At 59.6% G+C, this 25,210-nt stretch carries 22 protein-coding genes; 14 read left to right on the forward strand and 8 right to left on the reverse strand.

The window, feature by feature from the left end; all coding sequences use genetic code 11:
• Window positions 1-86: 86 nt before the first annotated feature.
• The gene (locus RA29_RS21460; protein ID WP_039689927.1) at window positions 87-1,007 is read left to right on the forward strand and encodes a LysR substrate-binding domain-containing protein; all 921 of its coding nucleotides are present in this window, start codon (window positions 87-89) and stop codon (window positions 1,005-1,007) included.
• A 35-nt stretch (window positions 1,008-1,042) separates the two neighbouring features.
• Here the strand turns inward: RA29_RS21460 and RA29_RS21465 are convergent, their stop codons facing one another.
• From RA29_RS21465 to RA29_RS21490, 6 genes are all read right to left on the reverse strand, one after another.
• Window positions 1,043-1,966, reverse strand: coding sequence for a hypothetical protein (locus tag RA29_RS21465; protein WP_039689929.1), 924 nt, complete (start codon window positions 1,964-1,966; stop codon window positions 1,043-1,045).
• Window positions 1,967-1,980: 14 nt separating this feature from the next.
• Window positions 1,981-4,740: a hypothetical protein gene (locus RA29_RS21470; protein WP_193743615.1), complete on the reverse strand. Its 2,760-nt coding sequence runs from the start codon at window positions 4,738-4,740 to the stop codon at window positions 1,981-1,983.
• Window positions 4,741-4,847: 107 nt separating this feature from the next.
• Window positions 4,848-6,962, reverse strand: a complete 2,115-nt coding sequence (locus RA29_RS21475; RefSeq protein WP_039689932.1) for a TRAP transporter fused permease subunit — start codon at window positions 6,960-6,962, stop codon at window positions 4,848-4,850.
• Between the two features lie 84 nt (window positions 6,963-7,046).
• Window positions 7,047-8,042 (reverse strand): TAXI family TRAP transporter solute-binding subunit, encoded by a 996-nt coding sequence (locus RA29_RS21480; RefSeq protein WP_342666435.1) that lies wholly within the window; start codon window positions 8,040-8,042, stop codon window positions 7,047-7,049.
• Between the two features lie 185 nt (window positions 8,043-8,227).
• Window positions 8,228-9,805: an ABC-F family ATP-binding cassette domain-containing protein gene (locus tag RA29_RS21485; RefSeq protein WP_039689933.1), complete on the reverse strand. Its 1,578-nt coding sequence runs from the start codon at window positions 9,803-9,805 to the stop codon at window positions 8,228-8,230.
• A gap of 191 nt (window positions 9,806-9,996) precedes the next feature.
• Window positions 9,997-10,584: a YceI family protein gene (locus RA29_RS21490; protein WP_052249875.1), complete on the reverse strand. Its 588-nt coding sequence runs from the start codon at window positions 10,582-10,584 to the stop codon at window positions 9,997-9,999.
• Between the two features lie 116 nt (window positions 10,585-10,700).
• On the opposite strand from RA29_RS21490, the gene RA29_RS21495 reads away from it, so the two are divergent.
• Window positions 10,701-11,432 (forward strand): endonuclease/exonuclease/phosphatase family protein, encoded by a 732-nt coding sequence (locus RA29_RS21495; protein WP_039689993.1) that lies wholly within the window; start codon window positions 10,701-10,703, stop codon window positions 11,430-11,432.
• A 113-nt stretch (window positions 11,433-11,545) separates the two neighbouring features.
• Window positions 11,546-12,247 carry a CDP-alcohol phosphatidyltransferase family protein gene (locus RA29_RS21500; RefSeq protein WP_052249876.1) on the forward strand — a complete coding sequence of 234 codons (702 nt, stop codon included), beginning with the start codon at window positions 11,546-11,548 and terminating at the stop codon, window positions 12,245-12,247.
• Between the two features lie 61 nt (window positions 12,248-12,308).
• Here the strand turns inward: RA29_RS21500 and RA29_RS23725 are convergent, their stop codons facing one another.
• Complete coding sequence (locus tag RA29_RS23725) at window positions 12,309-12,572, reverse strand: hypothetical protein (protein WP_241462691.1); 264 nt, start codon at window positions 12,570-12,572, stop codon at window positions 12,309-12,311.
• 103 nt (window positions 12,573-12,675) lie between these two features.
• Here RA29_RS23725 and RA29_RS21505 point away from each other — a divergent pair, with 103 nt between their 5' ends.
• Genes RA29_RS21505 through RA29_RS21530 form a run of 6 tightly spaced genes read left to right on the forward strand, consistent with a single transcriptional unit; the run spans window position 12,676 to window position 19,101 of the window.
• Window positions 12,676-13,857 carry a sulfatase-like hydrolase/transferase gene (locus RA29_RS21505; RefSeq protein ID WP_241462692.1) on the forward strand — a complete coding sequence of 394 codons (1,182 nt, stop codon included), beginning with the start codon at window positions 12,676-12,678 and terminating at the stop codon, window positions 13,855-13,857.
• A complete protein-coding gene (locus RA29_RS21510) occupies window positions 13,857-14,750 on the forward strand; it encodes a lysylphosphatidylglycerol synthase transmembrane domain-containing protein (protein ID WP_241462694.1) in 894 nt (297 codons plus the stop codon). The genes RA29_RS21505 and RA29_RS21510 overlap by 1 nt, the downstream gene beginning before the upstream one ends.
• Before the next feature lie 7 nt (window positions 14,751-14,757).
• Window positions 14,758-15,753: an ABC transporter substrate-binding protein gene (locus tag RA29_RS21515; RefSeq protein ID WP_152613114.1), complete on the forward strand. Its 996-nt coding sequence runs from the start codon at window positions 14,758-14,760 to the stop codon at window positions 15,751-15,753.
• Between the two features lie 23 nt (window positions 15,754-15,776).
• Window positions 15,777-16,529: an ABC transporter ATP-binding protein gene (locus RA29_RS21520; RefSeq protein WP_052249878.1), complete on the forward strand. Its 753-nt coding sequence runs from the start codon at window positions 15,777-15,779 to the stop codon at window positions 16,527-16,529.
• Window positions 16,526-18,058, forward strand: coding sequence for an ABC transporter permease subunit (locus tag RA29_RS21525; protein WP_039689940.1), 1,533 nt, complete (start codon window positions 16,526-16,528; stop codon window positions 18,056-18,058). Before RA29_RS21520 ends, RA29_RS21525 begins: the two co-directional genes overlap by 4 nt.
• Entirely contained in the window at window positions 18,055-19,101 is a 1,047-nt protein-coding gene (locus RA29_RS21530; protein WP_039689941.1) for a glycosyltransferase family 4 protein, read from the forward strand. The genes RA29_RS21525 and RA29_RS21530 overlap by 4 nt, the downstream gene beginning before the upstream one ends.
• A 32-nt stretch (window positions 19,102-19,133) precedes the next feature.
• Here the strand turns inward: RA29_RS21530 and RA29_RS21535 are convergent, their stop codons facing one another.
• Window positions 19,134-20,168, reverse strand: a complete 1,035-nt coding sequence (locus RA29_RS21535) for a substrate-binding domain-containing protein (RefSeq protein ID WP_039689942.1) — start codon at window positions 20,166-20,168, stop codon at window positions 19,134-19,136.
• A gap of 98 nt (window positions 20,169-20,266) precedes the next feature.
• Here RA29_RS21535 and RA29_RS21540 point away from each other — a divergent pair, with 98 nt between their 5' ends.
• The 5 genes from RA29_RS21540 to RA29_RS21560 all read left to right on the forward strand — a co-directional run.
• The gene (locus RA29_RS21540; protein ID WP_039690004.1) at window positions 20,267-21,796 is read left to right on the forward strand and encodes a tripartite tricarboxylate transporter permease; all 1,530 of its coding nucleotides are present in this window, start codon (window positions 20,267-20,269) and stop codon (window positions 21,794-21,796) included.
• Window positions 21,793-22,257, forward strand: coding sequence for a tripartite tricarboxylate transporter TctB family protein (locus RA29_RS21545; protein ID WP_039689943.1), 465 nt, complete (start codon window positions 21,793-21,795; stop codon window positions 22,255-22,257). The genes RA29_RS21540 and RA29_RS21545 overlap by 4 nt, the downstream gene beginning before the upstream one ends.
• Window positions 22,258-22,295: 38 nt before the next feature.
• On the forward strand, window positions 22,296-23,264 hold the full coding sequence (locus tag RA29_RS21550) for a tripartite tricarboxylate transporter substrate binding protein (RefSeq protein WP_039689945.1): 969 nt from the start codon (window positions 22,296-22,298) through the stop codon (window positions 23,262-23,264).
• Between the two features lie 61 nt (window positions 23,265-23,325).
• Window positions 23,326-24,726 carry an aldehyde dehydrogenase family protein gene (locus RA29_RS21555; protein WP_193743616.1) on the forward strand — a complete coding sequence of 467 codons (1,401 nt, stop codon included), beginning with the start codon at window positions 23,326-23,328 and terminating at the stop codon, window positions 24,724-24,726.
• On the forward strand, window positions 24,723-25,210 hold a 488-nt coding region (locus tag RA29_RS21560; protein ID WP_039689947.1), incomplete at its 3' end, for a class I adenylate-forming enzyme family protein. The genes RA29_RS21555 and RA29_RS21560, both read left to right, overlap by 4 nt.

The raw sequence follows: 25,210 nt of genomic DNA on the forward strand, positions 1-25,210 counted from the left end.
TTGAGATGGGGACAAAGTTCGATTGATCAAATTGAAAACCGGGCAGTTTTTGATAGATATCATCTATCAATTCGGGAGAGGGACGAATGCCGACACTTCAGCAACTGCGCTATCTGGTTGCAGTGGCAGATACCGGGCACTTTCGACGTGCCGCGGAAAACTGCCACGTCACTCAACCTACCCTCAGCGCACAGCTGAAGGAGTTGGAGAACAAGCTGGGTGCGATCCTGATCGAGCGCAGTCGAGGTGGTGTTGTCGTGACGCCCTTGGGCGAGCAGATCATTCAGCACGCCCGCACGGCGCTACGTGAGGTTGAAGAAATCCGCACCTTGTCCACGCTTCAAAGTGGGAGTTTGAACAGCACGATCAAGGTGGGTGTCGTACAATCGCTGGGCTCGTACCTGTTGCCGATCCTTGTGCCGGATTTGCACAAGAGCCATCCGCAGTTGAAGCTTTACGTGCGTGAAGGCTTGCCCAAGCATTTGCTCGAGGCGTTGGGGTCCGGAGCGTTGGACCTGTTGCTTTTCCCCTTGCCGACGCGGGAGGCCGAGTTTGAAACCCGCTCGCTTTTTCGCGAGCCGTTGTCGGTGGTTATGCCGTTTGACCACCCATTTGCCCGCGAAGAAACGATTGCGCCGAGTATGTTGAAAGGTGAAACGATCATGGCGTTGGAACGCGGCCATAGACTTTATGACAAGGTCGAACGCATTTGCGAGCAGCACGGCGCAGTGTTGTCGAGCGAATATGAGGGGACGTCCCTGGACACCTTGCGCCAGATGGTGGCGATGGGCATGGGGCTGTCGTTGCTGCCAGCCCTTTATGTCCGGTCCGAGGTGACAAGCCAGGAACTGGTGCTGGCTCGTCCGTTTCGTGGTACGCCACCATCGCGGACCATTGGCATGGTCTGGCGCCGCAGCTCGGCGCGCGAGGCGGAGTATCAGGATTTGGGCGATGAGATTGTTGAAATACTCGCCCGAAGCGCACAGGAAGTTATTGTGCTGGGGTAGCGCCCCTGCTGTGTGGAGCAGGGGCGCATAGCCGATCAAATCTGCATCGCTTCGCGCCAGGCTGTCATCGCCTTGGTAGGTTCTGCAACGGTCAACGTCTGCTCGATTGGCTTTGCCTGCTCGCGCATATGTTCGATGCGCAGACTGTGCTTGCCGGGCTTGAGCGCTGGCAAAACCAGCGGGCTGGTTCCAACGGCTACGGGTTCGCCATCAATGATGGCGCGGAACGTGTCAGGTTCCTCGTTGCGTTTGCCCCAACCATCGATCCGGACGGACAAGGTGGTTGCCGTCTCGGCTGCCAAAACCGTGTCGGGCGCAGGCTCCATGACCTCTATCTTGTTTGGGCGTGGCGCCAGCGTGACGGGTTTTGACGCAATCCAGCTTGATCGCACGCCATCGGTCGCCAAAACGGTAAAGACGGCGTCTGACCCCTCTGGTCCGGCAGGCAGGGCAGTCAGGTCCACCTCGACCTTAGTATCCTCAACGTCCAGCGCAATCACATGTGATCGGTCGCCGTCGATTACAGCGATCACCTGAAAGCTCAAATCGTTGTCGCCGTCGCTGTCCCAACTGACCGTTGCGGTCTCGGCGTTTGCTTCAACCCGAATGTCGCCGATCTTGGGTGCCTGTTTGGCCACCTTTGCCCGCCAGAGCGTGCGGTCACCACGGACAAAGGCCATTTCCCGCGCCCCTTTGGTCACAGGCAGGTATGCCTCGACCCGGGCTATTTGTTCGCCCTCGTGACGGTGCTTGGATTGGCACAGGTGGCGGAACTGTACGCGCGGGGCTGTTTCGGCGATTATGTCATCATCCTTGTCCAGCAGGACCAGTCGAAAGGGGCTGTCAGGATCCACCTTTGGTTTGGTTGCGATGAACTGGGTTTCCCAGCCAGTCCGTTTTTCGATGTCCAGCCCTTCGGTCAGAAGAACGTCGAAGCGGAGATAGGTTGTATCAGTCATTGTGTATCCTCCCCTTAGGAGATTGTGGTTTGGAAACGGCTCCAGTTGTAACCGCTGATCCAGCGGGTTCCGTAGGCCATGATGTCGTTGCGGGTGCCGGGCAGCGCTTGGTTGAAGAACGGGTCAAAGGCGACGTCGATCAGCATACCGCCGTTGGGAAAGCCGGGTTCGAGCGTGCCTGCTGCGCCGCCCAAAGGCACATGGCTGTAGCCAAGGTTGTGCCCAATCTCATGCGCTGTCTTGACCCTAAGAATGCTTCTTTGACCCATGCCAACCGGGTCAAACCGAGCCGAAAGGCATGTTGTGCCCGGCACATAGCCCATTCCGCGATTGAAGGGGTGGGTGATGCCAACCCAGATGATGTCATGTTCTGCCGGGCAGACCGTTCGCCGGAAAAGGCCCCACAGATACTCTGTCGTGGTGCATGCGTGCAGGGCGTGAACGTCTGCCAACAGACCCCCGACGCCAGCATCAGTCCCAAGGTCCCGTGTCGTATTGTGCGTGGGTCGTGCCGCGGCACCGAGGTTGTCGGCCGGTGTCGGCAGCAGGTCAAAGCCGCGTCGCAATGTGCACATCGCTTCGGCCGCGGACGGGCGCGCGTTTGTGCCGTTGGTCGCGTTGTCATCACGGATCCGGACGTGTCGGACGGGCAAGGCCGCTTCGGTGCGCCAGGACCACGTGGTATCGAGCCTGTGTCGCGCCCGCGTTTCGTTGATTTCCGGCCCAGTGATGTCGATGCGCAGAGTGCGGGTGCCCGAACTGAGTGCGCGCGGGATGCGGAAGTTCAGCGTATGATCTGTCACTTCGCGGTCGATTTGGCTGGCCGGTCGCGCCTCGATGAACGGGTTGCCTGCTGCCCAGCCCGAGCAGCTGTTTGGTACCTCTCCATTGATCGGCATCAACTGGTGGATGCCGTCGACGGTCAGCATCCCTGTGACATCCGGTACCCGATTGCCAAAGAAACCGCGCCGGTCTGCGTCGATGTAGACACGCACAATGGTGTCCTTGCCGGAAATCGTAGCGAGATCGTTGTCCGGCGTACCGTCCGTCCGCCCATAGGTCTGAATGCCCTGGGTTATTTCCACGCCGTCAATGGCAAGGGTGGGCGCAATATTGATTTCGCGCACCTGCGTGTCCACCGCCCGACCACATGGCCCGTCAACGGTAAAGATCATCTCGACCCGTGTTGGGTCCGTTACCGTCGGCACCGGCCACTGCATGTGGCTTACAGGATTGACGCGCTGGTTGAACTCGGTCTTGCCGTCCACCTTGATTTCCAGCGTCGCGGGCGCTGATATTGGGTGCCCGCGCCATGAAATACGCGCTGTTTCTCCGGGTTCGAACCACGAACGGCTGGGCAGGGACAGTGATGCAGCCGTGGATCCCCCTTCAAAGGCGACACGGTTTCCTTTGCGGTAAATGGTGAAGGACCGTCCACAGACCCGTTCGGTGGATTCGATGATGGCGAGGGCGATATACGGGCTGAAGCCGCCGCTTGGCACTTCCACCTCGATTTCGGTGTCGGTCCACGTGATGGCACGCACACATTGGCCTGCCACTGCTGGCGCTGCAACACCTGGCCTCTCGTCGCCGAAACAGACCATTCCGCCGCGGCCGAAATTGGTGCCCTTGATCACGATCCGGGTGCCTGCGCATGCCTTCTCCGGCGTGATTGAGGCGATGAAATAGGGCGTTGTTTTGCCAAAGATTCCGCCTGTGCTGCTGAGATCAAAGAAGCATTCGAGAGGCGGAAAGCAATCCAGTTCCGGTTGCCGGAAGGGAGGATCACACTCAGGTGTCGGGATCGGTTTGCGCGGGTTCCAGCCCCCGGGTACAGGGCCGTCATCGGGACCGCATTCCATGGACAGAAGCGCTTCGCGGAACGGTGCCTCTACCCCTTCATGCAGCAGCAGGTTTGCCATGCTCAGCAGGTTCTGCGCCTGATCATGTCGGCAGAAGCCGATTTCGAGCCCACGGGTCATGTGCAACAGATGATCATGGCTGCGGGCGGACGCGACCATTCCTCCCATCAGGGTAAGCCAGCGCGTATGCGGGACAGCGCAGGTGACGTTTAGGTCGTCCGGGATGGGCCTTGGCCCTGCCGGGCCGTCAAGCCGCATGGTTTGGGCGAGAAAGCGGGTCCGCCCTTCGGGCGTGGACCCCGGTTGCGAGAATTCGTCGCCTTTGAGCGCGCGCGTCGCTACATCGACGAGGATCGGCTCATAGGGCACGTCCACCTCCGCAAAACGCTCCAGCCTTTCCGCTAAGGTGAACTGGGACGCCAGATTGCCGAGGATTGCGCCAGAAGCAATGTCGAGCATGTCGTCGAAATCAAAGATGGGCGGCCCGGGGCAGCGTGCGGCGTTCAAAAGGATATTAAATTCCTTGTCGCCACGCGGTGCAAGCTGACCTACGGCTGCGCGTATCGTCTCCCATGCCTGGGGATCGTAAACAGGACCCGAGAGGAGGGGAAACGCATCTTTCGCGGGTTTGAGTTTTTCAAGCACTTTACCTGGTATTCGGAAATCAAAGACGGGTCCTTCGACAAGGTCATGCTCTTGGAGTTTCTCGATCTTACCTTCCGCGCCGACGACTTCGACCTGCAGGTCAGGTTCGACGTCGCGGTTCAGGTTAATTCGAAATAGTCCCCGATTGTCGGTGATACTTTCGCCAGCAACGCTTCCGTCCCGCGTGCGCGCAACCACTGTTGCCCGGGTGAGCGGGGTGTCTTTTTCGGACGCAATACGTCCGTCGATCATGGATGTCCTCGACATCGTCAAATACTCCTAAATCAAAGATTTTGTCGTAAATGACGAAACTGTGCGTGTGATCTTGATCTCCCGCAATGGGGGTATTCCCCCATTGCGGGAGCGCATTCGGCTTATGTTGAATTTTGAAGGGTTCGCATTCCGCGCAAGGTCAAAAGGCCAGCGATAGCGATGCCGAGAAGATCCGTTCGCCAGTCACCCGAGATCATGCAGACCGCACCCACCAGCAAGATGATGCGGATCAGCGCGCCCGCGGTGCCGATGAACCAACCCTGCACCGCGCCTGCGAGCATGTAGACGCCGATAAGCGCCGTGAGCAGGTTTTGGACGCTGACGTACCACGGTGCCTCCATCAGCAGACCCGGACTGTAGAAGAACATGAACGGCACGATGAAAGCGGCCAGTCCGACCTTGAAGCTGGTGACAGAGGTGCGCATCGGCTCAGAGCCTGCGATGGCGGCGCCCGCGTAAGCCGCGAGTGCCACAGGAGGCGTGATCGCCGACACGACGGCGAAGTAGAACACGAAGAAATGCGAGATAAGCGGGGCGATCCCGATCTCGATCAGGCCCGGTGCAACGACTGAGGCCGCGACCGCATAGGCTGCCGTCGTCGGCATCCCCATGCCGAGGATAACCGAGATCATCATCGCGAAGATCAGTGCCAGAAGCGTACTTTGCTGGGCCAGATCGAAAAGTAGGCTGGAGAACCGCGCGCCCACGCCGGTGAGCGAGATGACCCCAACGATCAGGCCAGCGCAGGCGCAGACAATGATGATCTGCAACGACATGCGCCCGCCATTGCCCAAAGCCTCGTAGACCTGTTTTGGCCCCATGCGGTAGGGGGTGAGCCAGCTGACGACCGCCGCCGAGGCGATGGCGAGTGTGCCCGCGCGGATCACCGAATAGCCGCTGAACAGCGCGCCGATCAGGATGACTATCGGCAGGAAAAGGTAGGCTTGTTTGGCGAGATCACCGAGTTTCGGCAGCTCATCTGCTCGCATCCCGCGCATGCCTGTGCGGCTCGCCTCGAAATCGACCATGAAGTAGATTGAGGCGAAGTAGAGTATGGCGGGGATTAGGGCCGCGACAACCAGTTCGGTGTAGGGGATGCCTGTGATTTCTGCCATGATGAAGGCGCCCGCGCCCATGATCGGCGGCATGATTTGCCCGCCAGTCGATGCCGCCGCCTCAATCGCGGCGGCGGATTGCGGGCGGTAGCCGACCTTTTTCATCAGGGGAATGGTCAGAGAACCGGTCGAGACCACGTTGCCTGCTGAGGTGCCGTTGATCATGCCCATGAGGCCGGAGGCCAGCACAGACACCTTGGCTGGACCGCCCTTGGCCCGCCCTGCGGCGGCGAAGGAGAAGTTGACGAAGTAGTCGCCCACCTTTGAGCTTTGCAGGAAGGCGGCGAAGATGATGAAGAGAATGATGTAGGTGGACGACACCGCGGTGGTTGGGCCCAGCACGCCGTTGTCGGTGAAGACATAGGTGAAGAAGCGTTTGGCGTCGTAGCCGCGATGTTCGAGAAAGCCGGGCATCCATGGGCCTGCGAAGGCGTAGGCGATGAAGACCAGTGCGATGACCACCAGCGCAAGGCCCGCAAGGCGGCGGGTGAGCTCCGCGATCATGACGATGATCACGAAAGCCGCCCAGCCGTTGTTGGGGTCAGCAAAGGGTGTGCCCGCGCGCAGCCGCAGCGACAGGGTGTCGAGGCTGAAGAGGATGAAGCCGCAGCTGGCGAGTGTCGCGACGATCAGGGCGATGTCGGCGAGTGGCAATTGCCCCTTGCGCGCGGGGTAGAGCCAGCCGGTGAGGATGGCGAGCAGCGTGCCCGCGGCGAGGGCCGGGCCGAAGGCTGCAAGCGTCCAGGGGGGTGGTGCAGGGGTACCGGGTTCGAGGAGCATCATGGCCGCGATCAGGGAGCCAAGGCCGATGGTGGTGCCGATCAGTGCAATGCCGCCCATGAGGTGCGAGAAGGGGCCGTTTGATCCGTCGGCGGCGGGGCGCATCGACAGGGCGGCACTCGTGCCAAAGCCCAGGATCAGCGCGCCTGCGATGTGCATGATGCGGAAGGTCCAAGTCTCCAAAGGCGCGATGTTCAGCACGTAGAGATGCCAGCCCGCGTAGACGGCGCAGAGCAGGAAGCCCACGCGCGTCAGCAGGTCGGTACCGACCGGCGTTTCGGGTTGTTCCAACGGTGTGGGCTGCGTTGCTGTTTCCGTCATGCCTACCATCCCCTGATTGCATGAAAAGAGCCCCCCGCCTGTTGCGTGCGGGAGGCTTGGATAGCTTAGACGATGCGCGAGCGCTTAGTCAGCAAGTTCCGCCGGAATGTCGAAACCGTTCTCGCGGAACCACTTGGCTGCGCCTGGGTGCCAGGGCAGGAACGTGTTCTTGTCGAAGTTTTCTGGCAGTGTCTCAACAGCCGCCTTGTGGATCTCGAGCATCTTGGGGTTGTTGCTCATCACCGTATCAACAACTTCGTAAACGAAGCTGTCGGGCAGGCTCGCGTTGGCAATGGCAAAGTTCCACATCGAAACGCTAAGCTGATCCTCTTCGAGCGAGGGGTATGTGCCCGCCGGGATCGTGAATTCCGACACCGGTTGGGAGCCGATCACTGCCGCCTGTTCCTCGGGCGTAAAGCCGAAATAGGTGACGTTGGTTTGCGCATCGAGCTGGCTGAAGGCCGGGTAGGGCAGGCCCCCCGCCCAAGTATAAACGTCGATCAGACCATCCTGAAGCTGCCCGGCGAGGTCCGCGGCGCCACCGTTGCGAAATTCGACATTCTTGCCCATGCCTTCGAGAATGCGGGGCCAGTACGTACCGGGTGTACCGCCTGCGGGGCCAACGCCCACGACAGCACCATCGGGGATGTCAGCGAAGCTGGTGATGCCCGAGCTTGTCAGCGCAATGGCGTGAAAGCCCGTCTTATACATCGGAAAGATCGCGCGGATCTGATCGTGTTGCAAGCCCGGGGCCAGCGCGCTGTTGCCATTGAGCGCGTCAAAGGCTGGGCCCATGGTGACCATGCCCATGTCCAGATCACCTGTCTGCACGAGGGCTGCGTTCTGGACCGGCCCACCAGTGACTTCGGTGCCGCCGGGGATGCCAAGCGCTTCTGCCACCATGTTCGCCCACCCGGCGCCGTACACGAAATAGGTGCCGCCCTGGCTGGCTGTACCGACCGAGAAGCTGTCGGGCCAGTCGCTGCGGTCCTCGGCGCTGAGGGATGTGGCGGCGAGCCCGAGGGAGCCTGCCAACACTGCGACCTGCACGGCCTTGAATGTCTGGTTGAAGTTCATCATGTCCTCCTCCTGTCAGATGATGCGCGCTGTTTTCAGCGGTTTTTGTAACTGAACGATCTGTACGTAGGGTAACGTATGGTCAGGAAAAGCCGGGGCGGTCGTGATAGGCTGATCCCCGCCCAGAACAGCAATCATCCCAGTAACTTCGTAGGCTACACTTTTTCTTGAATACGCCGTGAGGTGCATCATCGGAGGGTAACGTGCCTGTTGATCCCGATCCGATCGAGAAAGGTGTCGTCATGACTGACCACAAGTAGTGCGCCGTCATATGCGCGCAGCGCCGCTTCAAGCGTTTCGATGGCTTCGATGTCGAGATGGTTACTGGGTTCGTCAAGCAACAGAAGCTGGCGCGGTTGGCTATGTCCAAGTGTGCAGGCCAAACCTGCGCGCAGACGTTGCCCGCCACTCAGCGCACCGACCTTTTGCAAAGCGTCGTTGCCCCGAAAGAGAAAGCGCGCAAGGACAGCGCGCCGGTCATTTTCAGTTGCGTTTGGATCAAGACGGGCAAGCGCGTCGCGCACTGTCTCGTCCGGGTCAAGCATGCTCATATCCTGATCCAAAAGTGCTGCGGGTACATGCAGATGAACAGAGCCGTCCGCGACCGGTAGATCGCCGTGGATACAGGCCAGCAGCGTGGATTTGCCTGAACCATTGGGTCCGCTCACGGCGATGCGCTCGGGTCCGCGGATCGCGAGCGCAATGTTGTCTAGGACAGGGGCTTCTGATCCGTAGCTGAATGTCAGTCCATCAATCCGCAAAACGTCGCGCCCGCTGGCAAGACCCGACGGTGGAATGTCCATGATCAGTGGCTCAAGCACCTCGACGGCCTCCCGCGCACTCTCTAGTGCGTCTTGCGCATCCTCCATCTGGCGATTGCGCAGCCGTGCTGCGCCGCTGGCCGACCCTTCGCTGCGTTCTTTGGCGGCGTCCAGCAGCAGCTTGGATTGACTGCCCGCTGCTCGCAATTGTCGCCCTTGTCGGTCCGTGCGGGCCTTGCGTTCGGCGGCAAGGCGGATACGGGCTTTGGTCTCGGCCACAGTACGGGTTGCGCGGGCCAAATTGTCGTCCGCCTTGGCCAGTTCGGCAGATTTCATGTCGCTGTAGGCGGCGTAGTTTCCACCATAGGTCCGCGCACCAAGCGTCGTCAGTTCGACAATGGCATCCATATCGCCCAGCAGGGTGCGATCATGGCTGGCGATGATCGCGCAGCCCTGCCACGAGCGCAAAGCGTCCATTACCTGCACGCGCCCGGCCCGGTCCAAATGGTTTGTCGGCTCATCCAGCAGCAGTACATCCGGTTGTTTGAACATGAGCGCGGCAAGCCCTGCGCGCGTGCGCTGGCCGCCTGAGAGGGCGTGCAGGGGGGTGTCGGTCGGCAGATCAAGGCCGATTGTGCTGAGCGCCGTTTGGAGATGCGCCTCAAGCATCCAGTCTGCATTGGCGAGGTCATCTGCAGTTGCCTCTCCCCGTTCGGCGCGCGCGAGCAAGGCAAGCTCTGCGTGCACCGCGAACAGGTCTGCCAGCGTTTCGTCGGGCTGTTGTTCGGGATTCTGGCGCACGAAACCGACGGTTTGCGGGCGAATGACGGTGCCGGACGCAGGCTCAAGCTCACCTGCGATCAGACGCAGAAGCGTGGTCTTGCCCGTCCCGTTGCGCCCGACCAGTCCGGTGCTGCCCGGTCCAAATGTCAGATCGAGATTGGCGAAAAGGGGTGTGGTGTCAGGGGTGTTCCAGCAAAGGCCGGACAGGATTACGGAAGACATGGAAAACGCTCACAGCAAGATGACCCGGTTGGGGTGACTAGGTTGTGAGCGCTGAATCCATATTTCTGATCCCTGACATCAGTTGCAAAGCAAAGGTAAGCATCAAGCAGAGCCGAAACAAGGTACTTTGACCAAAGCCTTGTTTGAAAACACCTATGATGATGGTGGATGCTTAACCGAGCGAAGCGTTCCTAGTCGGCCTTAATTGCTTCCGTCTCAATGTTGATCGTCACCTCGTCGCCGACCAATCCGTTGTCCACTGCATAGGTCATACCAAAGTCACTGCGCTGGATCGTGGTCGTCATCGACAGGCCAAGTACTTCGCGCTGGTGACCAAATGGGTAGTCAGCAACCCTGTTCAGTGTCACGTCCAATGTGACGGGCTGTGTTTGACCGAGGATCGTCAAGTCGCCTGTTACGGTTCCGGTTGTATCGCTCGTCGGTTCGCCACCAGTTGCCACAAAGGTGATTTCGGGATGATCCGAGACGTGAAGAAAATCCGCGTTTCGCACGTGACCGTCCCGCGCTTCGTTAAAGGTGTTCACGGATTCGGCTTGTATGGTGACGTTCACGTCCTGCAACTCTTGGGTTTCGGTATCGTAGGAAAACGTGCCCGCCACATCCGTGAAAATACCAAGTGTTTTGGCGAAACCGATGTGGTCCACCTTGAAGTACACAGCCGTATGAGTCGGATCGAGTTCGTACTGCGACATGTCGGCCAAGGAAGGCGAGGCGAGTGATGTTGCGATGACCGCGGTAGCAAACAGTGTTCGTTTCATGGCGGGTTTCCTCTATCTAGACGTGAGCGGTTCAGCTCAAGCTGTTCATGTCGCGTGGTATTTACAAGGTTCAGTACGAACATAGGGCACTTCTTACGCATGACAGGTTGGCTTTGATGACGGTCCGGCACCTTCGGTGTGTGACCTGGAATGTGCATCGCGGGAAAGGCACAGACGGGCGTGTGGATCCGGATCGCGTGGCTGATGCCATCTGTTCCGTTCTCGGGCCGCGGCACCCGCATGTATTGGCGCTTCAAGAAGCTGATCAAGAGTGCAGGCCACATGCCCGCCTTTTGAACGTTCAGGAAATCTCCCGACGGACTGGACTGCAGTATATGCATGATCCAGCGCTCAGGTGGGGCGAAGAAAGTGACGGGTTCCTTGGCACGATCCTTTTCATGGCGCCGAGCCTACAGCGCACGCATGCCGACGTCATCGACTTGCCGGGCCATTGCCATCGTGGCGCGGTGTCAATCGAAGCGATCTTCGAAGGTCGGCCCATACGTGTGATCTCAACCCATCTTTCGCTGTCTCAGCCGCTTCGGATTGTTCAAATGCGTGTTATTGGGCAGTACCTGCGTCGACGCACTGCGATGCAGACTATTCTCTTGGGTGACCTGAACGAGTGGCGACCTTGGGGTGGGGCGATGTTCCATAAAACCTTGGTCGGCATAAAACTGCGTGGCCCGGCCAGGGCAACGTTCCCGAGCACTTGGCCTGCGCTGGCGTTGGATCGCATTTTGACCGATGGTCCGGGCGAAGTATACGGCGCGACGGCTGTTCGCTCACCTGAAACCAAGGTAGCGTCAGACCATCTGCCTTTGGAGGCAATTGTAAAAGTTCCGTGACAGCGCTGAATAAAAGGTGAGCCTGACGTGTTTACCGCGTGTCGGACTGTGTTTGCGGGGCTAGGTATGGACCGAACCAAAGTGGAGAAGCGATGTTACGAAGCATGCCTTATATGAACGCACAGCTGCTGGCCCGTCCCCCGGTGCTTTTCCGCTTTCTGTCAATTGCCATTGTTTATGCAGGTTTTCTTGGCCTTGCGTCAGCTTATGTGTTTGGAACCGCAGCAGCGTCTTTGCTGGTTTTCGCCGTCATTGTGACCGTTGTCGGATACGGCATCACGCAGAGCTACATGTTTCACCGATTTGGGCTTTGCAATGCAGTCACTCTGGGTCGCGCCGCTGCCGTCGCCTTTCTTGTCGGCGCGGTTGTGTCGGGCAGCGCATCGGCTTGGATTGTCTTCGGCGTGGCCGCCATTGCATTTGCATTGGACGGTGCGGACGGGTGGTTGGCCCGGCGATCCGGCCTCGCCTCCGATTTCGGCGCCCGCTTTGACATGGAGACGGACGCGGGCCTTGCGGCGGTTTTGTCACTTTGGGTCTGGACCAACGGCATCACAGGCCCAGAGATCTTGGTGCTGGGGTTCATGCGCTATGCGTTTGTTCTTGCATCCTTCCAATGGTCTTTTCTGCGCGCACCTTTGCCCGAGTCGTTTAGGCGCAAGGCTATCTGCGTCGTGCAAATCGGAGCGCTTATCCTGCTCGCGTTTCCAATGATGCCAACCGGACTGTCGAGCGCGTTCGCATATATAGCCGCGCTTCTACTCACGTGGTCTTTCGTCGTTGATATCGTTTGGCTGGCAAGGCGGGCCGGATGAAGCGAGCAGTGTTTCTGTGTTTGGCGGCAGTACTCTTGTTTGCTGTTCTCGTTCTCCCCAATCATCCGGGCACGATGAAGTGGAGCGCGTTGAACCGGTGGCCGCTTGAACTGCCGGTCCTCCTTTTGACGATGGTTGCCGTGGGAAGAAACCGCGCGATCAGCGCCGGTTTGGCGCTTCTGCTCGTGGTCGCCGTTCTGATCAAGGTGGCAGATTTTGGAATGTTCACTGCCTTTAACCGGCCATTCAACCCGGTCTTTGATGTCTTCTTGATCGGTGCGGGTTTTTCATTGATGCAAGATAGTATCGGTTCGGTACTGTCCATTTTGGCCGCCATTGGTGCGGTGCTGGCATGCGTTCTCTTGTTCTTTGCTCTTCAACAGAGTCTCCAAGCGTGGGGTGGGATAAGGCCGAAGCACGTTGGGCGTATGGGTGCAGCGGTGATCGCATTTGGCGCAGCGGGGTGGGCTGCTGCTGATGTTGGCCATCACTTGCAATATTGGCAGTTCACAGAGAGCCCACCGGGCACCGCGTGGACAACCCGCCACACGCTAAAACGCGGTATCAAGGTGCGCGAAACGGCTGCCGAGCTTGTGCGCTTCACAAAAGAGGCAAAGAGTGATCCGATTGCCGATACGGCCGGTTTGCTCAATGCATTGGACGGACGGGATGTCATCGTTATCTGGATCGAAAGCTACGGACGCGCCAGCTTTGACAACCCTCTGTATGCACCGACACATTTGGCGACGCTAAGCGCAGCCGAACAGGCCATTGAACGCGCCGGGATGTCGATGAAAAGCGGCTGGATGACCTCCCCGACCGCAGGCGGCCAAAGCTGGTTAGCACATAGCGCTTTCGCAAGCGGATTATGGACATCGGATAATGCCCGCTATTCGGCTATGCTCGCGAGCGGACACAAGTGGCTGTATCACTTCGCACAGGATGCAGGCTACCGAACGGCTGCGGTGATGCCTGCCATTACAATTGGATGGCCCGAAAGTCTGTCCATGGGCTTTGATCTTGTCCTTGCGGCAGATGATATGAAGTACGAAGGACAGCCGTTTCGCTGGGTGACAATGCCTGATCAATACACACTTGCCGCATATGCAGAACTGTTGCCTCCGGACCCTCGGCCTGACTTCATACAAATTGCGCTGATCTCTTCGCATGCGCCGTGGACGCCGATCCCGGATGTGGTGCCTTGGGAGGATATCGGCACCGGACAGGTCTTTGACGAAATGGCCAAGCGTGGTCCAGCCCCGAAGGACCTATGGCGGGATAGGGGTGCTGTGCGCGATGCGTATCGCAGGTCGGTCGATTACGTTCTGGAAGTCACCTTTGATCACGTGGCGCGATTGGCTGCTGATGCGCCGCTGGTCATCGTTGCGGGTGATCATCAAGCCGCCCAATTTGTTGCAGGAAGCGACAATAAGGACGTTGCTGTTCACATGATCGGTCCGGCAGACGTTCTGCAAAGGATTGAGCATTGGGGTTGGACCGATGGGTTGATCCCTGCGGCGGACGGACCTGTGCGACGGATGGACAGTTTTCGAGATGACTTTCTTTTTGCGTTCACCAACACGCCGTATGCCGGGGACGTCACCAAATGATGTCATTCTGGGTCAGGCTCGCTTTCTCCGTCGGTTGCGTGTTGGTAGTTTTGTGGTGGGCCGATGCAGGGCAGGTGTTGCTTCGGTTGAGGTCTCTTGACGCGGGCTGGATGGCTGTTGCACTGATCGCTTTGACAATGGCGACATTTTCAATGTCCCACCGTTGGCAATGTGCTGCCCGCGCATTTGGGCTAAGCCTGAGTTTCACGACGGCTCTGCGCGAATACTATCTGGGTCAGTTCATTAACACGGTTCTGCCCGGTGGCGTCGTTGGCGATATGACTCGAGCGGTGCGCGCGCGCCAAAGCGTCGATTTCAGCAGCGCTGCTCAGTCTGTCGTTGCCGAGCGTTTGCTGGGTCAACTGGCGATGCTTTCGTTGATGTTTGCAGGCTTCGCCATCGCGCGCGTTTGGCCGGATGACCTGATTTGGAACGGGGTGGACTTGGCCGTTCTTGTTGGCCTTGTATTGCTCGCTGCCGTGACGTCGCTTTCAATGATGCGTAATACGGCGACCGGTCGCTTTCTGCTGCGTACGATAGCATTGATGCGGTCACCGGCGGTCTTGCTGCATGGGTTTGTTACAACAACAAGCCTGATCCTAGCATTCTATGCCTGCGCCCGTGCCGCTGGCGTCACCATCCCGCCCGAGGGCTGGGCCACCGTAATCCCGTTGATCTTGTGCGCCATGCTCATACCACTGTCGGTCGGTGGCTGGGGGTGGCGCGAAGGTGCCGCGGGTTTGCTGTTTCCGGTGTTCGGTGCGTCGGCCGATGCAGGGATTGCTACAAGCATAAGCTACGGCATTGCCCTCTTGCTGTCCGTTCTGCCTGCAGTTGGCATACTGTTCGTCACAAACTTCTCGAAACCTGCATCACTCACAAAAGGAACGTGAACCCCTCATGACCCAACCTACCCATCTGACCCGCCGCTTTTTCCTGCAAACCAGCGCCGCCGGTGCGGCTTTGGGCGCTGTTGGAGGTCCTGCGCTTGCCGCTGGTGCGACAGCCGTGAACTTTCAGCTGTCTTGGCTGCATTCCGTTCAGTTTGGCGGCAGCTATCTGGCGGCCCGAAACGGCTATTGGAGCGACTTGGGTTTGGATGTTTCGCTAAGCCAGGGCGGGCCAAATGCACCTGTTGAACCGCCGGTGGTTTCCGGAGCGGCATTGGTCGGCATTTCGGCTGCCGACTATACGGCATCTGCCGTCTCGCAAGGGGCACCCTTCAAGATCATTGCGGTTGCGATGCAGAAAAACCCGTTTGCCATCGCATCCCTGTCCAAGAACCCGGTGAATACACCCAAGGACCTCTTGGGTAAGCGCATCGGTATGGCAGTTGCCAATACGCCAGTGCTTCAAGCGCTTTGCACCCTGAATGATATTGACATCAACGAAATAGAGATTGTCCCGACGCAATATGATCCGGCCCCGTTGGTCAGCGGGCAGGTGGATTGTTTGCTGTCTTGGGAAACTGATCTGCCAGTCGCAATGACGGTGCAGGGCGTGGAAAACACAACCATGTTGATGGCCGACTATGGATATGCACTGCATTCGCAGACCTACATCGCAACCGAGGACGCATTGGCCAATCGTCGCGCTGATCTGGTCGCTTTGCTGAAGGGAGAGGTGATGGGTTGGAATGACTATGTCGCTGACACAGATGCAGCAGCCGCACTTGCCGTTGACATGTTCCCAGACGCAGGGCTGAACCTGGAGGCGCAAAAGCTTCAAGCCGCGCGTCAGGTTCCTTTGATGTTTACGGACCTGACAGATGCGCACGGCTTCGGTTGGTTCACAGATGAAACCATTGCAGCGAATGTTGAGACACTGGCGCTTCTGGGTCAGGATGTCAGCCCGGATCTATGGGACCGCTCGTTGCTTGAAGAGGTGCATGGTTAAGGCGAATGGACGGCTGCCATTCTATGGTCGGTCCTGAAATTCACTTTGAAAACGTCAAGAAACGCTTCGACAGTGTGACAGCGGTTGAGGCGTTCTCTGCCACCTTCAAGGCCGGTCAAACGACCGCGCTTGTCGGTCCGTCAGGCTGCGGGAAATCCACTGTCCTTAGATTGATCGCAGGTCTGACGGGACCGGACGAAGGGACGGTGCGGTTGGGGTCCGAAGTGCCCGCGCAGGTCGCGCGGCGCGGCGCGCTGGCCGTTGCGTTTCAGGATCCATCCCTGCTGCCATGGCGCACTGTGCGCTCAAACATCGCCCTTGGCGCTGAGCTCGCGCGAAAGCCGTCCGATCATGTTGATACGCTGATTGAACTTGTCGGACTGGGTGGATTTGCAGACCACCGTCCGGCAGAACTTTCGGGTGGTATGCGTCAGCGAGCCGCGATCGCGCGCAGCCTTGTATCTCAGCCTGAGATACTGTTGTTGGACGAACCCTTCGGGGCAGTAGACGCGATAACACGGCGGCGCCTCAATACCGACCTGCCGCCCCTGTGGCGTGATCGGGGGACAACCGTCGCTCTTGTGACCCACTCGGTAGAAGAGGCGGTCTTGCTATCAGACCGCGTACTGGTGCTGTCAGATCGCCCGGCCTCTGTTCTGGCTGACATTGCCACTGCGCCGGGCGTTCCGCGTGACAGCGCATACCGGGCCAGTGACACCTTCCGGGAACTCTCTGACAGGATATTTGAAGCGCTGGAAACCGGAGCGGTCGGTTGATCTGGTTTGTGCGCGTCTTGGGGATTTGTCTATTTTTGGTCGCGTGGGAGTTCGCTGCGCGCGGTGTCCCAGGGAGCGTTCTAATTGCTGGGCCAAGTGAGATCGCCGAACATATCCAAAGTGAATTTGCCCTGTACACACGTGCCGCTTTCGCAACGTCTGTGAATGCCGGGCTTGGCTTTGTCTTTGGCAACCTTGCTGCGATTGTGTTGGCAGTCATCATGATCGTGGTGCCGAAAAGTGCGCGTTTATTGTCTGCTTTTGCGCTTTTGTTGTTTTGCATTCCCCTGATTGCCAGTGGTCCGATCTTGCGTGTTCTGTTTGGGCCGGGGGAAGGGCCTCAGATCACGCTCGCGGCTCTTGCGGTTTACTACACAACTCTACTGGCGCTGCTCGTGGGGCTGCGTGCCGTGTCGCAAAACTGGACTGACTTTATGGCCGTCTACGGACGTCACCCGTTATCAACACTGCGATATGTCAGAGCCCGTGCCAGCCTGCCGTACCTGTTCGTTGGCCTGCAAATCAGTGCACCTGCCTCATTCCTCGGTGCGATGATCGGAGAGTTCACCGGAGCCGAGCGTGGCCTTGGTGTACTCACCTTGCGCGCCATGCGGGGGCTGGAGACCGAAGCAACCTGGGCGCTCGCGATCATCTCGGCAAGCATAGCGATGATGGCATATGCTCTTTTGGGTCTGCTGGGACGCCGTCTGGTCGGATACACGCCTGTGATATTGCTGTCTGCACCACAGGGGCAACCTACACAAAACCTGTGGATGCGTGTTGCCGAAATGGCATTCATCGTCGGGGCGGTCCTGGCGATCTGGCAGATTTCAATGGATGTGTCGGGTCTCAATCGCTTTTTCGCCAAAAGGCCGGGCGACGTTTTTGTCTTTCTCGCTGAATCTGAAAACCTCGCGACTGTTTTGTCGGCATTGTCCGAAACGCTGGGCAGTGCGCTACCGGGTTACTTGGCGGGGTTGGGCTTGGGCGCGGCGCTGGCGGCTGCGCTTATTCTGGCACCATCACTAGGACAAGTCGCGTTGCCCGTTGCCGTTGCCCTTCGTGCTGTGCCGATCATAACGACAGCCCCTCTTTTGGTTTTGGCCTTTGGTCGCGGGATTGTCGGAACGACCGTTGTTGTGGCCGTGATGATCTTTTTCCCAACGTTGGTGGCGTGTGGACAGGGCCTGCGCCAGACGCCCGGACAGATCGTTGAACTCTTCCGGTCCTATGGAGCAAGCAAATGGCAGACATTGATAAAGGCGCAGTTGCCCGCAATGTTGCCTGCTTTTTTCGCGTCAGCACGCATGGCCGTACCCGCGGCCCTGTTGGCCGTGACAACCGTTGAGTGGCTGGCGACCGGGCAGGGGCTGGGCATGCTGATGGCGATGACGGCCAGCACGTCAAACTACAATATGCTTTGGTCTTGTGTCGCGGTTATCGCGCTCGCGGCCAGTGCGATTTATGCCTGCGTTGCAATGATCGAACGACGGATTTTGCGGGTATATGCGAGTGAGCAACTGTCATGACCAAAGCCGTTTTTGCCATACCCGGAGACAAGGATCGCAGGACGGGCGGTTTCATTTATGAAGCCCGCGTTCTTCAGGCGTTGAACGATATCGGATGTCCGACGGCACATTTGCAGTTGCCGGACAGTTTTCCCGATCCAACGGCAACCGACATGCGTCAAACTCTGGATATGCTGCGGGCCGTCCCTGCAGATCAACCGATCATACTGGATGGGCTGGTGTTTGGCGCAATCGATCCGGATGGTTTGGCGGCTGTACAGGCCCCGGTTATTGCAATGATCCACCACCCTCTCGGTCTCGAAACCGGTTTATCGCACGACCGAGCCGCATTTTTGCTGCAGAACGAGACAGCAGCCATCAGGCGCGCCGACCACATTATCGCTCCAAGTCCCGAGACCTCGCGCGTGTTGACCGAACGCTTTGGAGCAAAACCAGGTTCGATAACATGCGCGCCGCCCGGCTTTGACCGACCGCCAGTTGCCCGCCAGATAGCAGAAACTCCTCTAGTCTTGTCGGTGGGGCTGATCGCTCCGCGGAAAGGGCACGACATTCTTCTGTCCGCGCTGGCGTTGATCCAGGAATTGCCTTGGCGCGCAGAGATTGTGGGCGGGGTCCATGATCCAGCCTATGCAGAAGCTCTGCGCCGTCAGAGTACGGAACTTGGACTTGATCGGCGCGTGACGTTTGCTGGTGAGATTGACGATGATACTTTGATAAGTCGCATGAACTCGGCCTCAATTTTCGCGCTGGCAACGCGGTATGAGGGGTATGGGATGGTGCTGAGCGAAGCGATGTTATTCGGTTTGCCCATCGTAACCTGCGATGCCGGCGCAGTTGCAACCACTGTTGGGGATGGCGCGATTGTTGTCCCAAAGGAAGACCCGGCTGCATTTGCTGATGCGCTGGCTCAGCTTCTATCAAACCCATCAGCCGCCGAAGCACTTGGTCAATCGGCGCTGGAACAGTCCAAGATTTTGCCCAGGTGGGAGGATACGGCGAAAGTGTTTGCGCATGTCATAGTGGGTCTAAAACCTGCCAAATAGGACATGCAATCGCTTGTCTGGCCCTTGCAAGATCAAGGGTCTGCTAAGGCTGCAGCCGACCGCCTTTTTACAAGGATGGGTGCGCAATGCACGCTTTGCCGGTCGACAAGCTCGGGATGCGTGATTGCAGCAGAAAGGGCGTTGCCCGCCTCTTGCCCGATCCGCCGGGCGGGCAGTCTAACGGTCGTCAGAGGTGGCTCAATATCGGCCGAGCCTTTGAAATCACCGATGCCCACAATCGAAATATCTTTGGGCACTGACAGTCCGGTCGCATGTGCGCCATAGAGCGCCCCGCAGGCCAGAACATCATTTCCGCAAATCAGCGCAGTTGGCCGCTTTTGTTCGGAAAACAAAGTCTCCGCATCCTTTTTCGACTCCGATATGCTGTAGATTGTCGTCAGTGACCATTTGTCCGGCACTGTGACACCCGCCTTAGCCAATGTGCGCATGACGATCTCTCGCCGGGCCTGGGCCCTGTCGTTGCCTTGTGTTGGCGGGAACATGCAGGCGATCTGGCGGTGGCCGAGCGACAGGACGTGTTCCGCGATCATGCGGCCCGCGAGTTCGTTGTCGGCCCCGATGGAGGGGTAGCGGGAATGTGCGGCGTAGTTCCAGATCAGGACCGAGGGGATCTGTTGCTGGTCGAGAAGTTGGAAGACCGCCTCGTCATGGTCGAGGCCGGTGAGCACCACGCCGTCGACCCGGTGTTCGAGGAACTTGCGCAGGATCGCGTATTCGCGCTGCAGGTCATAGCCGTGGGAGGCGAGAAGGATGGTGAAGCCTGCGTCGGCCACGGTGTCGGAGAAAGTCTGCACCACCTCGGCAAAGATGGCGTGGTCGAGCGTGGGGATCAGGACGCCGATGGTGCCGGACCGGATGCCGTGGATCGTTTGCGCCGCGCGGTTGCGGATGTAGCCGGTTTTGCGCACGGCGGTGTCGATGCGCTTGCGCGTGGCGGGTTTCAGCAGGTCGGGGTGGTTGAAATAGCGCGAGACGGTCGAGGCGGAGACGCGGGCGGCTTTGGCCACGGTGACAATATCGACTTTTTTCTTTGATTTGTCAGTCATTTGGGGGCTTCACCGCGCGCTTTTATGAAAACATTTGCAAAACTATTTTCATCGCTTAGCGTAGTCGGTCAAGCCTGAGCTGGGAGGAATTGGGCGCTTTGGATTTCCTGTTTTACATGGGCGATGTGTTCACGCCCATCAATTTCGGGTTGCTGCTGCTGGGCACCATTGGCGGCTTGATCCTGGGGGCGACGCCGGGGTTGTCGCCGACGATGGCGGTGGCGCTGCTCATCCCGTTTACGTTCCAGCTGGAGCCGCAGCAGGGGCTGATCCTGCTCGGGGCGGCCTATACCTCGACCGTGGCGGGCGGTGCGGTGAGTGCGATCCTGCTGAAGATTCCGGGCGCGCCGGCGAATATTGCGACGACGCTGGATGGGCACACGATGGCGACGAAGGGGGAGGGGGCGAAGGCGTTGCAGCTTTCGTTTCTGGCGTCGGCTGTGGGCGGGATTTTTGGGGTCTTCTTGCTGATCTTTTTGACCCCAGTGCTAGCGCAGTGGGCGCTGGCCTTTGGGCCGTCGCATCTGTTCTGGCTGGCGATCCTGGGAGTGACCGTTATTGGGACGCTCGATTCCAGTTCGGTGGTGAAGGGGCTGCTGGCCGGGTGCATCGGGCTGTGGTTGGCGACCATTGGCTTTGACGACATCATGGGCGCGCAGCGGTTTATCTTTCACCCGTCGATCAGCGGGGGGATCAATGTCATTCCCGCCTTGATCGGTCTGTTTGCCATTCCGCAGGTGATCACGATGTTCACCAAGGGGCGGTCGAGCGATGATGCTGAGATCATCAGCGTGAAGCGGCATCCGATCCGGCTGGCCTTCGTCGAGGTGTTGCGGCGGAAGACGGCGCTGTTCATCGGAACGATCACGGGGTCGATCATCGGGCTGATCCCGGGTGTGGGCGGGCAGATCGCGGGGCTGGTGGCCTATGACCAGTCGAAGAAGTTCAGCCGGGAGAGTGAGAAGTTTGGCACCGGGCACAGCGAGGGGGTCATTGCAGCCGAGAGTGCGAACAACGCGATGGTGGGGCCGTCGCTGGTGCCGCTGCTCACGCTGTCGATCCCCGGATCGCCCACGGCGGCGGTGTTGCTGGGTGGGCTGCTGATCCATGGCATCTTTCCCGGGCCGGACCTGTTCATGAACTACCCGCAGGTGGCGTGGACGTTCATTGACTCGATGCTGATCGGGCAGATCCTGATGTGTATCTTTGGCCTGTATATCGCTGGGCTGGCAGCGCGGGTCGCGCGGGTGCCCCATGCGGTGATGGCGGCGGTGGTGCTGGGGCTGGCCGTCTTTGGCAGTTACTCGGTGCAGAACTCGATGGGCGACGTCTATGTCATGGCGAGCCTTGGGGTGGGGATGTATTTCCTTGAGCGCTTTGGCTTTTCCGCGGCACCGCTGGTGCTGGGCCTGATCCTTGGGCCGATTGCCGAGGCGAATTTCATTCAGGGTTCGATGATCGCCAACGCGACGGTCGGTATGGGCAGCTATTTCTTCACCGGTTGGTTGAACTGGCTGCTGATCCTGATCGTGCTGGCATCGGTCAGTTACTCGATCTGGATGGAGATCGCGCAGCGCCGCTACACCACCAAGGACGACGCCGTCGCCAAAGAGGAGGCGATGTCATGAGGAGCCTGCCGCGCAGCCAGCATATCATCGCCTCTGGCCTCATCGCTGCGGTGGGCGTGACCATCGCCTATATCAGCTATACGCAGGAACCTGCGGGGGCGTATGTTTTCCCGCGCCTGATCTCATCCGTCTTTGCGGTGTTGGCGATCTGGACATTCGTCAAGGCCGTGCTGGGCCGCACCAAGGTGGGCAACGGGATCAGCGGAGAGGCGATGCTGCGCATGGCACCGGGGCTGGTGGTCACGCTGGTCTATGTGTTCTGGGCGGCCAAGGCGCTGGGGTTTTACACCGCGACCACCATTGCGTTCTTCATTCTGGTGTCGCTCTACGATCCGGCACCGCACTCGCAGCTGAAAACATGGGCCAAGCGCGTCGCCATCACGGCGGGCTTCATGCTGGTCATGTATGGGCTGTTTGCCCAGCTGCTCAACGTCTTCACACCACGTGAAATCTTATTCTGAACCGCAGAAGCGGCAGAGTTAACCCTAGGGAGGATACTATGAGAAAATGGATTGCAGGGGCGGCACTTGCCCTCGCCGCAATGACGGGACCGGCGCTGGCCGATGGCCATGCCAGTTATCCCGCGCGGCCCATCATGATGATGGTCAGCTATGGCGCCGGGGGGGCCACCGATTTTCAGGCGCGCATCGTGACCATGACGGCCGGGAACGAGGATGCGCTGGGGATGCCCATCGCCATTCTGAACCGCCCCGGTGCGGGGGGGCGCGTCGGCTGGAACTGGTTTGCGACCGAGGCGGAGGCCGATGGCTACACGCTGGCTGCGTACAATGTGCCGCATTTCATCGCGCAGTCGATCGAGGGGGGCGTGTCATACTCCACCGATGATTTTGAGCCCATTGCGAACTGGGGCGCGGACCCTGCCGTGTTTGTGGTGGGGGCCGACAGCGACTTTGACTCGATGGCGGATGTCGTGGCCTATGCCAAGGAGAATCCGGGCGGGCTGACATTCTCGGGCGCGGGGCTGTTTGTGGGACATCACATTGCGGCGCTTCAGCTTGAGAAGGCGGCGGGTGTGAAGCTGGCCTATATCCCCAACAATGCGGGCGGGGCCGGGGCCATGCGTGCCGTGATTGCCGGTGAGGTTCTAGGTGGCGTCAACAACCTGTCCGATGCCTTCCGTGCGCAAGCGGCGGGCAACGTGAAGATCCTCGGGGTCTTTGACCTGGAGCGCAATGCGTTCCTGCCTGATGTGCCCACGATGAAGGAGCAGGGGTTTGACATCGACAATGCGTCGGTCAACTTCCGCGGTGTGATGGTGCCGAAGGGCACCCCGCAAGAGGTCATTGACAGGCTGGCCGAGGTGGTGCCGACCATGTTCGAGAACAAGCGTGTGCAATCGCGGATGGAGGCCGGTGGGTCGCCCATGGCGATCATGACCCGCGACGAGGTGATCGGGATGTGGGCCGCGCGGCAGGAGACGCTGGAAGAGTTGCTTGCAGGTCTTTAAATCAACATGTGCAGCGCCCGGTTGGTGGGCGTTGCATCCCATTTTGTTTCAGGAAGATGTGATGTCTGACGATCCCGTAGCCGAGGTGGATGCCATTGTTGCGCGCGCGCGTGAAGCGCAGGCCGCGTTTGAGCGGGAGGGGTCGCAAGCGTTGTATGACCGGGCGGCGCAGGCGGCGGCCTGGGCCATCATGGAGCCCGGCCGCAACCGGCATCTGGCCGAGTTGGCGGTGGAGACGACGGGGCTGGGCAATGTGCCCGACAAGATCACCAAGAATCATCGCAAGACGCTGGGGCTGATGCGGGACATCAAGGGGGTGCGGACCCATGGGGTGATCAGTGATGATCCGGCCACTGGTATTACCGAGGTGGCGCGGCCTATGGGCGTGATTGGCGCTGTCGTGCCGTCGACCAATCCCGGCGCGACGCCTGCCAACAACATAATCAATGCTTTGAAGTGCGGGAACGCCATCGTGCTGTCCCCGTCGCCCAAAGGGGTGCCGACCTGTGAGGCGCTGTTGGGCTATGTCCATGCGGAGTTCGACAAGCTGGGGATCGACCGTCATCTGGTGCAGACGATCCCCGGGCGGGGGTCGAAGGAGGGTACCCAGCGGCTGTTGGAAGCTGCCGATCTGATTGTGGTGACGGGCAGTCAGAACAATGTGCGGCGCGCCTATACCTCGGGCACCCCTGCGCTGGCTGTGGGGGCGGGGAACGTGGCCGTCATCGTGGACGAGACCGCGGATCTGGCGGCGGCGGCGGAGAAGATTGCGGCGTCGAAGACGTTTGACAATGCGACCTCCTGTTCGTCGGAGAATGCGGTTGTGGTGGTCGATGCCATTTACGATGCGTTTGCGGCTGAGATGGCGCGTGTGGGGGGCGCGTTGGTTGCGGATGAGGCGCGGGTGGTGGAACGCCTTTGGGTGAAGGGGCATTTGAACCCGCGCGTGATTGCGCAGGATGCGGGGGCGATGGTTGAGGCGTTGGGCCTCGCTGGTGAGGTGCCCGAGGGGACGACGTTTGTGGCGGTGGAGACCAGTGGGATCGGGCCGGAGCATCCCCTGTCCGGGGAGAAGCTGAGCCGGGTGCTGAGCGTGTACCGCGCGCGGGATTTTGACGATGCGGTGCGGATCACGACCGAAATTCAGTTGCATCAGGGGGCAGGGCATTCGGTGGGTCTTCATACCGCTGATGAGGGCCGTGCGATGGCGCTGGCGCGGGCGGTGCCGACGAGCCGGGTGATCGTGAATCAGGCGCATACTTTTGCGACGGGTGGGTCGTTTACAAACGGGATGCCCTTTTCGCTGTCCATGGGGTGTGGCGCGTGGGGTGGGAATTCCATCGACACCAACCTGCATTGGCGGCATTTCCTGCAGACCACGAAGATCGTGCGGGAGATTGCGGCGGATGAGCCGGCGGTAGACGAGATCTTTGCCGATTACTGGGGCGTTGCGGGGAAATGACCCTGGACCGGGAACGTCCGCCGAGGGGCATGGTGCGGGACTGGCTGGATGCGCGTGCGGAGGCGGGCGGTGTGGCCGTTGTGTTTCCTGAGACGGGGGAGGTTTTGGAGTGGGTCGCGCTGCGGGATGAGGCGCGGGCGGCGGCCTGTGGCCTTGCTGGTCTGGGCGTGGCGGCAGGCGAGAGTGTGGCCATTGTCCATCCCAACGGGCGCGACGGGGTCGTGGCGCTTTATGCGGCTCTGTACGGTGGGTTTCGCGCCACGATGATCAATCTGGCCGCTGGGGCGGATGCGATTGGCTATGCGTTGGAGCATAGCGGGGCGCGGTTTGCTTTTGTCCATGAGGGACAGAGGGAGGCGATTGAGTGCGTTGCGCCGGAGCGGTTGACGGTGGTGGAGCCGGGGATGTTGGGGCAGGGGGCGGACCTGCCCGATGTGGCACCGGAGGACCATGCGCTGCTGATGTATACCTCGGGCACGACGGG

The organism is Tateyamaria sp. ANG-S1, assembly GCF_000814025.1.
Taxonomy (GTDB): domain Bacteria; phylum Pseudomonadota; class Alphaproteobacteria; order Rhodobacterales; family Rhodobacteraceae; genus Tateyamaria.